The 13,590-nt window shown below is 66.1% G+C and carries 12 protein-coding genes; 3 read left to right on the top strand and 9 right to left on the bottom strand.

Annotation, left to right across the window (positions count from 1 at the left end; genetic code table 11):
- Window positions 1-93: 93 nt before the first annotated feature.
- On the bottom strand, window positions 94-846 hold the full coding sequence (locus CEY09_RS18585; RefSeq protein WP_088589793.1) for an SPOR domain-containing protein: 753 nt from the start codon (window positions 844-846) through the stop codon (window positions 94-96).
- 9 nt (window positions 847-855) lie between these two features.
- Window positions 856-2,541: an arginine--tRNA ligase gene (argS, locus tag CEY09_RS18580; RefSeq protein ID WP_088589792.1), complete on the bottom strand. Its 1,686-nt coding sequence runs from the start codon at window positions 2,539-2,541 to the stop codon at window positions 856-858.
- Window positions 2,542-2,845: 304 nt separating this feature from the next.
- On the opposite strand from argS, the gene CEY09_RS18575 reads away from it, so the two are divergent.
- Both CEY09_RS18575 and CEY09_RS18570 read left to right on the top strand, forming a co-directional pair.
- On the top strand, window positions 2,846-3,184 hold the full coding sequence (locus CEY09_RS18575; RefSeq protein ID WP_088589791.1) for a DUF1840 domain-containing protein: 339 nt from the start codon (window positions 2,846-2,848) through the stop codon (window positions 3,182-3,184).
- A 78-nt stretch (window positions 3,185-3,262) separates the two neighbouring features.
- A complete protein-coding gene (locus CEY09_RS18570; protein ID WP_006224479.1) occupies window positions 3,263-3,580 on the top strand; it encodes a hypothetical protein in 318 nt (105 codons plus the stop codon).
- Between the two features lie 78 nt (window positions 3,581-3,658).
- On the opposite strand, the gene CEY09_RS18565 is transcribed toward CEY09_RS18570, so the two are convergent.
- The 6 genes from CEY09_RS18565 to CEY09_RS18540 all read right to left on the bottom strand — a co-directional run bounded on the left by CEY09_RS18565 (window position 3,659) and on the right by CEY09_RS18540 (window position 9,713).
- Window positions 3,659-4,459: a carbohydrate ABC transporter permease gene (locus CEY09_RS18565; RefSeq protein ID WP_088589790.1), complete on the bottom strand. Its 801-nt coding sequence runs from the start codon at window positions 4,457-4,459 to the stop codon at window positions 3,659-3,661.
- The gene (locus tag CEY09_RS18560; protein ID WP_088589789.1) at window positions 4,456-5,331 is read right to left on the bottom strand and encodes a carbohydrate ABC transporter permease; all 876 of its coding nucleotides are present in this window, start codon (window positions 5,329-5,331) and stop codon (window positions 4,456-4,458) included. The genes CEY09_RS18565 and CEY09_RS18560 overlap by 4 nt, the downstream gene beginning before the upstream one ends.
- 17 nt (window positions 5,332-5,348) lie before the next feature.
- Window positions 5,349-6,644, bottom strand: a complete 1,296-nt coding sequence (locus tag CEY09_RS18555) for an ABC transporter substrate-binding protein (RefSeq protein ID WP_006224482.1) — start codon at window positions 6,642-6,644, stop codon at window positions 5,349-5,351.
- Between the two features lie 34 nt (window positions 6,645-6,678).
- A complete protein-coding gene (locus tag CEY09_RS18550) occupies window positions 6,679-7,734 on the bottom strand; it encodes an ABC transporter ATP-binding protein (protein ID WP_088589788.1) in 1,056 nt (351 codons plus the stop codon).
- A gap of 136 nt (window positions 7,735-7,870) precedes the next feature.
- The gene (locus tag CEY09_RS18545) at window positions 7,871-8,668 is read right to left on the bottom strand and encodes a phosphodiesterase (RefSeq protein ID WP_088589787.1); all 798 of its coding nucleotides are present in this window, start codon (window positions 8,666-8,668) and stop codon (window positions 7,871-7,873) included.
- 31 nt (window positions 8,669-8,699) lie between these two features.
- The gene (locus CEY09_RS18540) at window positions 8,700-9,713 is read right to left on the bottom strand and encodes a substrate-binding domain-containing protein (RefSeq protein WP_088589786.1); all 1,014 of its coding nucleotides are present in this window, start codon (window positions 9,711-9,713) and stop codon (window positions 8,700-8,702) included.
- Window positions 9,714-10,035: 322 nt separating this feature from the next.
- On the opposite strand from CEY09_RS18540, the gene CEY09_RS18535 reads away from it, so the two are divergent.
- Entirely contained in the window at window positions 10,036-11,364 is a 1,329-nt protein-coding gene (locus CEY09_RS18535) for an amidase (protein ID WP_088589785.1), read from the top strand.
- A gap of 175 nt (window positions 11,365-11,539) precedes the next feature.
- Here the strand turns inward: CEY09_RS18535 and leuA are convergent, their stop codons facing one another.
- Entirely contained in the window at window positions 11,540-13,252 is a 1,713-nt protein-coding gene (gene leuA / locus CEY09_RS18530; RefSeq protein WP_088589784.1) for a 2-isopropylmalate synthase, read from the bottom strand.
- Window positions 13,253-13,590 lie beyond the last annotated feature (338 nt).

Genomic DNA, 13,590 nt, shown 5'->3' with positions numbered 1-13,590 from the left:
GGATGAGAGGTTCCTGGGTAAAAAGTTACAGACAGGCCCGGGGCCGGATAAGTTCAATGCCAAGCGTTCAATGCCAAGCTGCAGGCGCCGCGTTTACTGGCGCACCACGGCGGTTTCAATCTTGTTCTCGCCCAGCCTGCCGCGGGCGCGGTTCATGTCGTCCAGGCGGGCGAACGGGCCGACGCGTACCCGGTTGATCGCCTTGCCGTTGACTTCGGCCTTCTGCACTGCCACCGGCAGCCCCAGCAGGATGATGCGGGCTTTCAGCGATTCCGCGTCATTTTCGCCGCGGAAGGCGCCCGCCTGCAGGTAGTACGTGCCCGTTGCCGCAGACGCCGTGGCGGTCGCGGCTTTGGGGGACGGGGCCGGGTTGGCGGCCGGCGCGGACTTGGAAATTGGCGTGGGTGCCTGGGCGGGCGCCATGGCGACTTGCGCGGGCGGGGTGGACGCCGCCTGCGGTTTGGCGGTTGACGGCAACGTAGCGATCAGCGCACCCAGGTCGTCCAGCTTGGAGGGCGTTTCGTCAGGCTTGGCCGGCGTGCCGCCCGTGCCGGCGCCGGGCAGCGGCGCGGGGGCGGTGGCGGTCGGGCCGGTGGGCGGCGCGCCCGCCGCGCCGTCGCGGCCGTACAGGCCCGCGTTGGGGTCTGGCGCCTGGCGGGGGTCAGGCAGCTTGCCCGCGTCGCCCTGGCGGCTGGCGCGGTCCACGAAAGGCACCGGGGCCTTGGTGACGTAAAACGCCACGGCGGCGGCCACGATCAGGCCGATAAGCAGGCCGGCGAGCGCCCCGTACAGAGTGCTGCCGCTTTCGCCAGAGGAACGGCGGGTGGTTTTGCGCTTGGTTGCCATGTACCGATGTTACATCCGCTCGGGGGCGGACACGCCCAGCAGCTCAAGGCCGTTGGCCAGTACCTGGCGCGTCGTGGCGGCCAGGCGCAGGCGGGCCAGCTTGACGGCCACGTCGTCGATCAGCACGCGTTCGGCGGCGTACCAGGCATGGAAATCCGAGGCGCAGTCGCGCAACCAGAAAGCGATGTGATGCGGCGACAGGTCCTGGGCGGCCAGGGCCACCACGTGCGGGAATTCGGCCAGACGCTGCATCAGCGCGAATTCGGTCGGCGCGGTCAGCAGCGACGCATCGGCGGCGGCCACGTCAGCGGCCGGCATGCCGGCGTTGTTGATCATCGTGCAGATGCGCGCGTGGGCGTACTGGATGTAATAGACGGGGTTCTCGTCGCTCTTGGACAGCGCCAGGTCCACGTCGAACACGAATTCTGTGTCGGCGCGGCGCTGGATCAGGAAGTAGCGCACAGCGTCGCGGCCCACCCAGTCGATCAGGTCGCGCATGGTCACGTAGCTGCCCGCGCGCTTGGAGATCTTGACCTCTTCGCCGCCGCGCATCACCTTGACCATCTTGTGCAGCACGTAGGACGGGTAGTCCTTCGGGATGCCTTCGTTCAGCGCCTGCAGGCCGGCGCGCACGCGGGCCACGGTGCCGTGGTGGTCGCTGCCCTGGATGTTCACGGCGCGGTGGAAGCCGCGTTCCCACTTGGCCTTGTGATAGGCCACGTCCGGCACGAAGTAGGTGTAACCGCCTTCGCTTTTGCGCATGACGCGGTCTTTGTCGTCGCCCGTGCCCAGTTCGGTGGTGCGCAGCCACAGCGCGCCGCCTTCCTCGTAGGTGTGGCCGCCGGCGACCAGCGCCTTGACGGTGGCCTCGACGCGGCCCGACGTGTACAGCGAGCTTTCCAGGTAGTAGTTGTCGAACTTCAGGCCGAACGCCTGCAAGTCCAGGTCTTGTTCGCGGCGCAGGTAGGCCACGGCGAAGGCGCGGATGTCGTCCAGGCTGTCGATGTTGCCGGTGGCGGTGACGGGCTGGCCGTCGGAAGCCTGGAGGGTCTTGCCGGCCTGGAAGTCGCGCGCGATATCGACGATGTAGTCGCCCTTGTAGCCGTCAGCCGGCCATTCGGGGGAATCGGTCGTCAGGCCGCGGGCGCGGGCCTGCACGCTGATGGCCAGGTTTTCGATCTGGTTGCCGGCGTCGTTGTAATAGAACTCGCGGGTCACGTCCCAGCCGCTGGCGTCGTACAGGCGGCACAGGGCGTCGCCCAGGGCGGCCTGGCGGGCGTGGCCCACGTGCAGCGGGCCGGTGGGGTTGGCCGACACGAATTCAACCAGGATCTTCTCGCCGCTGCGGGGGGCGCGGCCGAAGCTGGCGCCCTGTTCGGCCACGGTGCCGATGACGGCCTGACGGGCGGCTGCGGTAATGCGCAGGTTGATGAAGCCGGGGCCGGCGATTTCAGCGCTTTCGACCAGATCGCGGGCGGCCGGGTCGGCCAGCAGGGCCTGCACGATGGCCTGGGCCAGTTCGCGCGGGTTGCGGCCGGCGGGCTTGGCCAGCTGCATGGCCACGTTGGTGGCGACGTCACCGTGGGCGGCGACCTTGGGGCGCTCCAGCAGCACGTTGGGCTGGGCGTCGGGAAGGCTCTGCGCAACGGCGGCCTGGATCAGGGAGATAAGCTGTTTTTGTTGCTCGGGGAGCATGGGCGTCTGGAGAAGTTCTGGGTGAGTGGCCAAGGCGGGGATCTGGCGGACGGCGTCCGGTCCGGCAAGGTCACGGGAATCCCCTGAATGATAGTTGATTTGGCGGCCGAACCGGCGGCCAGGGGCCCCGAAAGCGTCCGGCAAGCGTTCATCGCCGCGGCGGAACTGTCAATAAAATCAAACTCCTAGCCGCGGCTGCCGTCGGCCGGGCGCGCCGGCCGACGGGACAGCGCCAGGATCCCAGTTGGCATCCCGTGGGCGTTGCGGTAGTGTATGTAACGTATTCAATGAAGGAGACCGCAACATGCTGATTACCTTTCACTCCAAGGTCGTGGCCGAGGTCCTGATGCTGTCCGACCACGCGGCCGGCATTTTGCAGGCGGCCGGAAAGTCCATCGGCGACAAGATTCCGGAACGCGGCGTTTTCACCGTGGACCAGCTGGGGCCGGCCATCAGTGGCATCGAAAAAGCGATCGCCAACGCCCAGCACCCCGAAGAGGAAGAAGACGAGGACAAAGCCCCCCGTTCGCCGATGGCGCGCGTGGTTGGCCTGAAGGAACGCGCCTATCCGTTGCTGGACATGATGCGGCAATCGAAGGAGGCCGGCGTCGAGGTCACCTGGGAAGCCTCGCGCGGCTGGTAGGCAATGTCGCCGGGCAGACAATCTGGCCGGCGTTTTTTGCCTACCCTTCTGGCCTGACGCCCATTCAAGGAATTCCCCATGCGCAGCGACATCACGATAGTTTTCGACACCCGGCGTTCGCTGGACCTGACCGCCACCGTGGAAACGTCCCCCCAACGCCAGGCCCAGGCACGCGACTGGTTCGACGGCGCCTGGGAAACCCTGGGTTGCGAACCCTTGCGCCCCAGCGGCAAGGTGCTGCTGCTGGACAAGGTGCTGGGCGTGGCGGATGCCTTGGGCTACGACACCCTGTCCACCGACGAGAAAGAAGCCCGCGAATTCGCCGAGAACCTGGCGCTGGCGCTGGAACGCCCCCGCATCACCGTGGACCTGCCCGGGCTGACGGTCGGCTACTGACCTGGCCGCCGGTGCGGCGCAGCAAGCAAAGGCCCCGCCGTAGCGGGGCCTTCTTCATGGCGGTGCACCCTCAGCGCCCTACCGGATCCCGGCCCGCATGAACGATTGCACGAACTGGCGCTGGAACAGCAGGAAGGCAATCAAGAGCGGCGCGGCCGACATCAGCGTGGCGGCCGTGATGACGGACCAGTCGATGCCCTGGTCGGTCGACGAGAACACCTGCAGGCCCACCGTCAAGGGCCGGGACTCCACCGAATTGGTGATGATCAGCGGCCACAGGAAATTGTTCCAGTGGTGGCTGACGGACACCAGGCCGTAGGCCACATAGATCGGCTTGGCCAGCGGCACGTAGACCTTCCACAGGATCTGCATGGCATTGGCGCCTTCCATGCGCGCCGCTTCCTCCAGTTCGCGCGGCACCGTCTTGAAGGTCTGGCGCAGCAGGAAGATGCCGAAGGCCGACGCGAAGTACGGCAGGCCGATCGCGAACACCGTGTCGCGAATGCCCAGCTGGCTCATCGAGCGGTAGTTCTCCACCAGCAGCACGTCCGGCATGATCATCAACTGCAGCAGCACCAGCATGAAGACGAAGTCGCGGCCGCGGAACTCGAAACGCGCGAACGCGTAGCCGGCCAGCGTCGAGAGCACCAGCTGCGCGGCCAGCACCATCGTCACCAACAGGAAGGTGTTGACGAAGTAGCGCGGAAACGGCGCGGCCTGCCAGGCCCGCGCGAAGTTATCCAGCGTCAGCGGGGCGAACAGTTCAAAGCGGGTGGCGTAGGCCGGCGGGTGGAACGCCGCCCACATGGCGTAAGCCAGCGGCAGGATCCACAGAAGGCCCAGCGCCCACGCGCCCAGGGTATCGAGCTTGTCTTTCATTGATAGTGCGTCCTGCGGTCCAGCCAGCGGAACTTGATCAGCGCGGTCAGCGCCAGCACCACCAGCAACACGACGGTCAGCGTGGCGGCGTAAGCCGTGTCCCAGAAACTGAAACCCACCTGGTAGATGTAATACAGCAGCAAGGTGCTGGCGTTGTCCGGTCCGCCGCGCGTCATGACGACCACGTGGTCCACCAGCCGGAATGCGTTGATCAAGGCGTTGATCAGCACGAACAGCGTGGTGGGCATCAAGAGCGGCCACAGGATGCGGCGGAAATACTGCCAGCGCGACGCCCCTTCCAGCATGGCGGCTTCGCGCAGCGACGGCGACACGGTCTGCAAGGCGGCCAGGTAGAAGATCATGAAAAAGCCCGCCTCCTTCCACACCGTCACCAGCATCAGCGCGGGCAGCGCCGTGTCGCGGTTGCCCAGCCAGTTGGGGCCGGGAGAACCGAACCAGCCCATCACCTGCGCGATCAGACCGTACTGCGGCGTGTAGAAGAACAGCCAGATGTTGGCCACCGCCACCATCGGCAGCACCGTCGGCGTGAAGTAGGCCATGCGCAAAAAGCCGCGGCCCGCCAGGTTGCGGTTCACCCACAGCGCCATGACCAGCGCGATGCCGATCGACGTGGGGATCGTGCCCAGCGCAAACCACAGGTTGTTCCACAGCGATTGCCAGAACACCGGATCGTCGCGCATGACGGCATAGTTCTCCAGGCCCACGAAACGCGCCGGACGCGCGCCCTTGGGCGTGGAGAAGAAGCTGTGCCAAAGCGTCGCCAGCGCCGGGTAATGCGTGAACGCGGCGAGCAGCACGATGGCTGGCAGCAATAGCAGCCAGCCATACAGGGCGTTTAAAGAACGGCTCATCGTGCTTGGCCTGGGGGCTACTTGTAGGAACGCAGGATGCGGTCGGCCTCGCGTTGCGCATCGGTCAGGGCCTGCTGCGGCGTCTTCGAACCGGTCAACGCCGCTTGCAGCGCGTCGTTCAGGGTCTTGGTGACGCGCTGGTTCTCATGCGTGGAGAATTCCGCCACGCTGACTTCCAGCTGGTCGCGCGCCACCGCCGCGGCCGGCACTTCCTGCGCGTACTTCTTCATCTTCTCGGTTTGCCAGGCGGCCGGCGTGACCGCGACATAGCCCGTGGCGATGCTCCAGTCGGCCGCGCGTTCCGGCGTCGTGACCCATTGCGCGAACTTCAGCGCGGCTTGCTGCTGCGCCGGCGTGCCGCTCTTGAAGATGTAGAAGTTGCCGCCGCCGGTCGGGCTGCCGCCGCGCTTTTGCTGCGGCATCATGGCCACGCCGAACGGGAAGTCGGCGTTCTTGCGGATGTTGGTCAGGTTGCCGGTGGTGGTCCATACCATCGCCGCCTTCTTCTCCAGGAAGTCCTTCGGCGTGGTGCCCCAGTCGATCGTGCCGGTCGGCATGATCTTGTGCTTGGCCGACAGGTCGCGCCAGAACTGGGCGGCTTCGACTACCGCCGGCTTGTCCAGGTAGACCTCGTTACCGGCTTCGTTCATCAGGATCGCGCCGTTGGGCGTGGTCAGGGCCTGGAACAGCCAGTACGCGAACGCGCCGCCCGACGGGATCTCGATGCCCCACTGCGTGGTGTTGCCGGAGGCGTCCTGCTTGGTCAGCTTCTTGCCGTAGTCGACCAGTTCCGCCCAGGTGGCCGGCGCGCGTTCGGGATCCAGGCCGGCGGCCTTGAACAGATCCTTGTTGTAGTACATGACGATGGTCGAACGCTGGAACGGCACGCCCCAGGTGTGGCCGCCCGTGCGGCTGTTCTGCATGAAGGCGTCATAGAAGCCGCCCAGCCACTTCTTGTCGGCGTCGGTTTTCGCCAAGGAATCGATCGGGACGATGGCGTCTTCGTCGATCAGCGTGAACATGTCTGTGGACAGCAGCACGGCCAGCTGCGGCGGCGTGCCGCCCTTGAGCGCCGTCAGCGCCTTGGCGATGGAGTCCTGGTACGAACCCGCATAGATCGGCTTGATCTTGATGTCGGGATTTTCCTTCTGGAAATCCGCCACCATGTCGTCGACGATCTTGGTGATGGGGCCGCCGACGGCGACCGGGTAATAGAACTCGACCTCGACGGGCTTGTTCTGCGCCTGCGCAGGCAGGGACAGGCAGGCGGCGGCAAGGCTGGCGGCCAGGGTCTTCAGTACGATGCGTCGCATGGTGCGTTTCCTTATCCGTGGAAGTGAGCGGTTTTTAGCGCTCGGCGGTGTTGATGACCGCCGAGTCGGCGGCAAAGAAATGCTGTTGCCCGTCCTGCCACGACAGGCGCAAGGCCTCGCCCGCGCGGGCGCGTAAATGTCCGCCCACTCGCACGGCTACGCCGCTGGTGTCGCCGATGCGGCACACCACGATGGAGTCCGCGCCGAAGTACTCGACGCTTTCCACGGTGGCGGCAATGCCGCTGTCATCGATGCGGATGTGTTCAGGGCGTACGCCCAGCTTGACGGCGCCGGCCGGGGCGCCCGCGAGTGCGGGACCCTGCGTGCCGGCGATGACCATCGCGCCGTGCAGCGTCGTCACGCCGATCAGATTCATGGGCGGCGTGCCGATGAAGCGCGCAGCAAATTCCGTGGCCGGTCGTGCGTAGAGGGCGTCGGGTGTGTCGTGCTGCTCGATCTGGCCGCCGCGCAACAGCACCACCTGGTCGGCCATGCTCATGGCTTCGGTCTGGTCGTGCGTGACATACACCATCGTGATGCCCAGGTCTTGCTGCAGTGCGCGGATCTCGCGGCGCATTTCGTGGCGCAGCTGCGCATCCAGGTTGGACAGCGGCTCGTCCATCAGGCACACCGGCGCTTCGGAAATCACCGCGCGCCCCAGCGCCACGCGCTGTTGCTGCCCGCCCGACAATTGCGAGGGCTTGCGGTCCAGCAGATGGCCCAGGCCCAGCAGGCCGGCCACGCGTTGCAGGCGGCGGTCGAAGTCGCGCGCCGGCTCCTTGCGCACCCGCAGCCCGAACAGGATGTTCTCGCGCACCGACAGATGCGGAAACAGCGCATACGACTGGAACACCATCGAGATGCGGCGCTTGGCGGGCGGCAGGTCGGTCACGTCGCGGTCGCCGATGCGGATCGTGCCCGAGGTCGGCGTGTCCAGGCCGGCGATCATGCGCAGCGTGGTCGACTTGCCGCAACCCGACGGGCCCAGCAAGACCGTGAAGCTGCCTGCCGGCACGGTGAAGCTCACGCCGTGGATCGCGGCGGCGCCGCCATACTGTTTGGTGAGGTTATCCAGAACGATGGATGACATGCTGTCTCAACGATCTAATAGTTAGATCCGCATTGTTGCCTGTTATGAAAACCTTTTCATTGTGCAGCGCAAACATGACGGATTCGTGGCAATGCCCGGGGCGGTCAGGCCCCGGTCTACGGGTCAGGAAAACGATTCAGGCAAACGGATACGGGCCGGGGTAGTCCCCGATGACGGCGTGGTGCGTGACCAAATTCTTGCCTTGCCACCAATGCAGCTGGTAGCCCGGCGGTTCCATGATGTATTGCAGGGTCGGGCGCGGCCCCAGTTCCAGCGCCAGCTGGTGCGCGGTGCCAGGACAGGTGGACGCGATCGTGCCGCCGAAGCGCTGGAAGATGGTGCGATGCAGATGGCCGCACAGCACGCGTTCCACATGCGGAAAGCGCGACACGATGCGTTCCAGTTCCGGGGCGCCGGCCAACAGGCCGATGGCATCCATGTGTTCGATGCCGGTCAGGAACGGCGGATGGTGCATCAGCACCAGCGTCGGGCGGTCGGGTTGTTCGGCCAGGCGCGCGGCCAGCCAGTCCAGTCGGTCCTGGCACAGTTCGCCGTGGCTCTTCATCGGCACGACCGTGTCCAGCGCCAGCAAGCGCAACGGATAGGTCTCGACGGCGTATTGGATGAACGGGCTTTTGCCTTGCAGATACGCGTGGTCGGGAAAGGCGGCGCGCAGTTGCGTGCGGTCGTCATGGTTGCCGGGCAAGAGGAAATACGGAATCTCCAGCGCTTGCAGGTGGTCGCGCAGCACCTGGTATTCGTGCGGGCGGCCCAGGTCGGTCAGGTCGCCCGTGATCAGCACGCAATCGGGCCGCGGATCCAGGGCGTTCAGCGCGCGCACGGCCGGGCCCAGGAAGGCGGCGGGATCGATGATGCCGTAGGCCTTGTCGCCCGGGGTGCGCATGTGCAGGTCGGTGATTTGTGCGATGAGCATGATGCGGATCAGGTCTCGAAATAGGAGGGGATCAACGGCGCACGGACGCCGCAGTGCCGCCGACCACGATGCAATGCGGCAGCCGGTTCGATTGCGGCGGCTGGCCGTGGATCTGCGCCAGCAGGTTCGAGCAGGCCGTCTGGCCGATACCGTCGCTGGGCTGGGCCACGGTCGTCAGCGGCGGGGTCAGCAAGGCGCCAAAGCGCATGCCGTCAAAGCCGCATACCGAGATGTCGGTGGGCACGGACAGGCCTAGCGCCACCAGATCGGCGATGACGGCCGTGGCCAGCAGGTCGTTCGAGCAGAACAGCGCAGTGGGCGCCTGCTTGCCGCGCAGCGCAGCCTTCAGCGCGTCCGCGTCGCTGCCGGTGTGGGAACTCATGGCGATATGCTGCACCGCATCTAGACCCAGCCGCTTGGCGCACGCGCGCGCACCGGCCAGGCGTCGGCGCGCGCGGTCCGACGCGGTCAGCGGGCCTGTCACCAGCGCGATGCGGCGATGGCCCAGCGCAGCCAGGTGCGCGACCATGTCGCTGGCGGCGGCACGATTGTCGACCGAGGCGAAGGGATGCGTATTCGATTCGTTGTAGACCAGCACGTACGGCATGCCGGCGCTGTCCAGGTCGTCCAGCGTGGCGCTCTTGTTCACGTCCGCCACGGTCAGGATCAGCCCGTCGACCTGATGGTCCATCAGCCCCTGCACTGCCGCGGATTCCACGGCGGGGTCGTAGCCGGTGGCGGTCAGCATGACGCTGTAGCCGGACTCGCGCGCGCGGCGTTCCGCGCCTTCAAAGCACTCGGCGAACACGGGGTTCGACAGCGTCGGCAGGATCAGCCCGATGGTGCGGGTGCTGCCCGAACGCAGGCTGCGGCCCACGCGGTTGGGCCGGAAGCCGGCGCGCTTGGCCACGTTGCGGATGTGCGCCAGCGTGTCGGGATGCACGATGTCCGGCTGGTTGAACGCGCGCGAAACCGTCGCCGGAGACACCCCGGCCTTGCGGGCCACTTCGATGATTGAAAAGCGGGGCGACGGGCGCGTAGCCATATGTTTATTGCTGTCGGTTTACTGAAAACGATTTCATCTTACAAGACAAATATGACCTTTGTATTGCACGGGTTTGCGCTATGCTGGTGGTGACGCAACAACAGAAAGCCATGGCGCGGCGTCGTCGGTTTATCCGGGAAAACACGGTGTTTTCGGTGTTTTTCCCAATTGACGCGACGCGCACAATGGTTGGGATCGGTCCGTTGGAACGCCGTGGCGAAAGCGCCACGCGTCCGGCAAGGACAGACCCTCGGTCAAGGGGACCGGGTGCGGAGTTCAGCTGCCGCGCGTAATGCGCGACACCGGTAAAGAGGAAAGGATCATGTCTACTGCCTTAAACAGACTTGGCGCGCTTGAAGCCGCGCGCAAGCTGCAACGGCGCGAATTAACCGCGGTGCAACTGGTGCGGGCCTGCTTCGCCCGCATCGAGCAACGCGAAAACACCATCCATGCCTGGACGGCGCTGCAGAAGCAGGCGGCCCTGGATCATGCGGCCGTCCTGGACGGCGGCGCGCTGCGCGGCCTGTTGCACGGCCTGCCCATCGGCGTCAAAGACCTGTTCGACACCGTCGACCTGCCCACGCGCTACGGCTCGCCCATCTACGAACGGCATCGTCCCGGCCTGGACGCCGCTTCCGTCGCGCTGTGCCGCGGTGCGGGCGCCGTCGTGGTCGGCAAGACCGTCACCACCGAATTCGCCACCTATCAGGCCGGCCCCACCCGCAACCCGCGCAACGACGCCTACACGCCGGGCGGCTCGTCCAGCGGATCGGCGGCGGCCGTGGCCGACGACATGGTGCCCTTCGCGCTGGGTTCGCAGACGGCGGGTTCCATCATCCGTCCCGCCTCGTACTGCGGCATCGTGGGCTTCAAGCCCACGTTCGGCGCCGTACCCCGCGCAGGCGTGAAAAGCCTGGCCGAATCCCTGGACACCGTCGGCGGTTTTGCGCGGTCGGTGCCGGACGTGGCGCTCTTCGCCTCGGTCATGATGCGCGATCCCCGCATGCTGGACCTGGCCTACGAAGGCAAGCCGCGCGTCGGCATGTGCCGCACGCTGCAATGGCGCCATGCGCAGCCGGAAACCAAGGAAGCCTTCGCGCAGGCCGCAGCCACGCTGTCGCGCGCCGGCGCCGTGGTGCAAGAGGTGCCCCTGCCTTCGCAGGACTGCATGCTGGTGCAGTTGCACGCGGACATCATGGCGTTCGAGGCCTCGCAGTCGCTCGCCTACGAGCGCCTGGAGCACGCCAGCCAGCTCAGCCCGAAGATCCAGGCGGTGCTGGAAGCCGGTTCGCAGATCACGGCCGAGGAACACATCAAGAACCTGGCCCGCGCCGAGGAATCGCGCGCACGCGTGAACAGCTGGTTCCAGGATTTCGATGTGGTGCTGGCCCCCAGCGCGGCCGGCGAAGCGCCGTTCGCCGACCTGGGCACAGGCGACCCGCAGTTCTCGCGCGCCTGGACCCTGTTCGGCCTGCCTTGCTTGAACCTGCCGTTCGCGACGGGGCCCCAGGGCCTGCCCGTGGGGCTGCAGGTGGTCGGGCAACGCTACGATGACCACCGTACCCTGGCGGTCGCTGCGTGGATCCACGAGCGCCTGCTGGCCGCCAATGCGCCGGATATCGGCGCCTCCGACATGTGGCCGCGCGGCTGAACGTCCGCGGCCCGTCGTGCGCAGCTAGCCGCCCGCCCCAGAAAGCAGAAAGCCCGCCAGGTAAGGCGGGCTTTGTTCTTGGCCGGGCCGCTCAGAAGAGAGGTGTATCTTCCGGGGCGCGCAAGCCCATGTTTCGGGCTTGCGGCGTGCGCTTATGGTTGTGCCGGAATGCGGATCACGCGGCCTCGGCGGCTTCCTGTTCGGTCGCCGTCACGGCGCCCGAGTTGATGTGGCGGTTGACGGCGCTCAGCACGGCCTGGAACGACGCCGTCACGATGTCGCGGTCGATGCCCACGCCGAAGCCCGTGCTGGATTCGCCCACGCGCAGTTCCACGTAGGATGCGGCGCGCGTGTCGGTGCCGGTGCCGATGGCGTGCTCGTGGTAGTCCATGATGCGAACCGGCACGTCCAGCGCGGCCACGAAGGCCGAGATGGCGCCGTCGCCCTTGCCCGTCACGATGCGGCGTTCGCCGTTGTATTCGAGTTCGGCTTCGATGCTGAAGTGCTGGCCTTCGCCGGCCGACGGATTGCCGTCGATGCGGTGGCGGATCAGTTTCCACGGGGCCTTCTGCTCAAGGTATTCGCGGTTGAAGATCGTGTGGACGTCGTCGGCGGTGACTTCGCGGCCGGTCTCGTCCGTCACGCGCTGGATGGCGCGGCTGAATTCGATCTGCAAGCGGCGCGGCAAGACCAGGCCGTGCTCTTGTTCAAGCAGGTACGACACGCCGCCCTTGCCCGACTGGCTGTTCACGCGGATCACCGCGTCGTAGCTGCGGCCGAGGTCGGCGGGGTCGATCGGGAGGTACGGCACTTCCCAGACGGCGTCGGCCTGTTGCAGCGCGAAGCCCTTCTTGATGGCGTCCTGGTGCGAACCCGAGAACGCGGTGAAGACCAGGTCGCCGGCATACGGGTGGCGCGGGTGCACCGGCAACTGGTTGCAGTATTCGGCGCAGCGGCGCACTTCGTCGATGTCGGAGAAGTCCAGGCCCGGATGCACGCCCTGCGTGTAGAGGTTCAAGGCAAGCGTGACCAGGTCGACGTTGCCGGTGCGCTCGCCGCTGCCGAACAGGCAGCCTTCAATGCGGTCGGCACCGGCCATCACGGCGAATTCGGCGGCGGCCACGGCGGTGCCGCGGTCGTTGTGCGGGTGCACGCTAAGCACGATGCTGTCGCGGCGCGCCAGGTTCTTGTGCATCCACTCGATCTGGTCGGCGTACAGGTTGGGGCTGGTGGCCTCGATCGTGGCGGGCAGGTTCAGCACCATCTTGTGCTCGGGCGTGGGCTGCCATACATCGGCCACGGCATCCGAGACTTCAAGCGCGAATTCGGGTTCGGTCGTGCTGAACACTTCGGGCGAGTACTCGTAGCTCCACTTGGTTTCGGGGCGTTGCGAGGTGTATTGCTTGATCAGGCGCGTGCCAGTCGTGGCGATGCCCTTGATCTCTTCCTTGGACATGTTGAACACGACCTTGCGGAAGGCCGGCGCACACGCGTTGTACATGTGGACGATGGCTTGCTTGGCGCCTGCCGCGGCTTCCACGGTGCGGCTGATCAGGTCTTCGCGCGACTGGGTCAGCACGATGATGGTCACGTCATCCGGAATGCGCTTTTCGTCGATGAGCTTGCGGACGAAGTCGAAGTCGGTCTGCGAGGCGGACGGGAAGCCCACTTCGATTTCCTTGAAGCCGATCTTCACGAGCTGTTCGAAGAAACGGAGCTTGCGCTCGACGCTCATCGGCTCGATCAGGGCCTGGTTGCCATCGCGCAAGTCCGTGCTCATCCAGATCGGCGCCTTGGTGATGCGGCGGCTCGGCCAGGTGCGTTCGGAGAAGTCGCGGGCAAAGGGGGCGAAGGGGACGTATTTGGTAGCGGGGTTGGCAAGCATCATGACTACACCTCGATCGGTTTCTTTTGAATCCCGGGAGCACTACTCTCGGCGGCATTTGTGACCGGATGACGGTCTTGTGCCAGGGGTTGCCGTGATTGACCGGCAGGATTCACAAATAAAAGGGGGAAATCGCGTGTGGCAAGCGTGGCTGCCGAGCTACCACGGGGACACTAGGCCCGGCAACCGATCGGTAGGTATAGCGATAGCGCGGCAAACGAGGAGGAGCGAGCGCGCAGGCCGGCAACCGGAGCGGCGGAGCGTCCGGTGGCAATCGCGAGGGAGGTGCGGTGTGCGGCCATAGGTTGCTAGTCAAACATACTTTCCGCTGGAGTGCAAAC

The organism is Achromobacter marplatensis, assembly GCF_002209535.1.
Classification (GTDB): Bacteria; Pseudomonadota; Gammaproteobacteria; order Burkholderiales; family Burkholderiaceae_B; genus Achromobacter; species Achromobacter marplatensis.
Note: the sequence above shows the minus strand (reverse complement) of the source record. Positions and strands in the feature narration are given on the sequence as shown.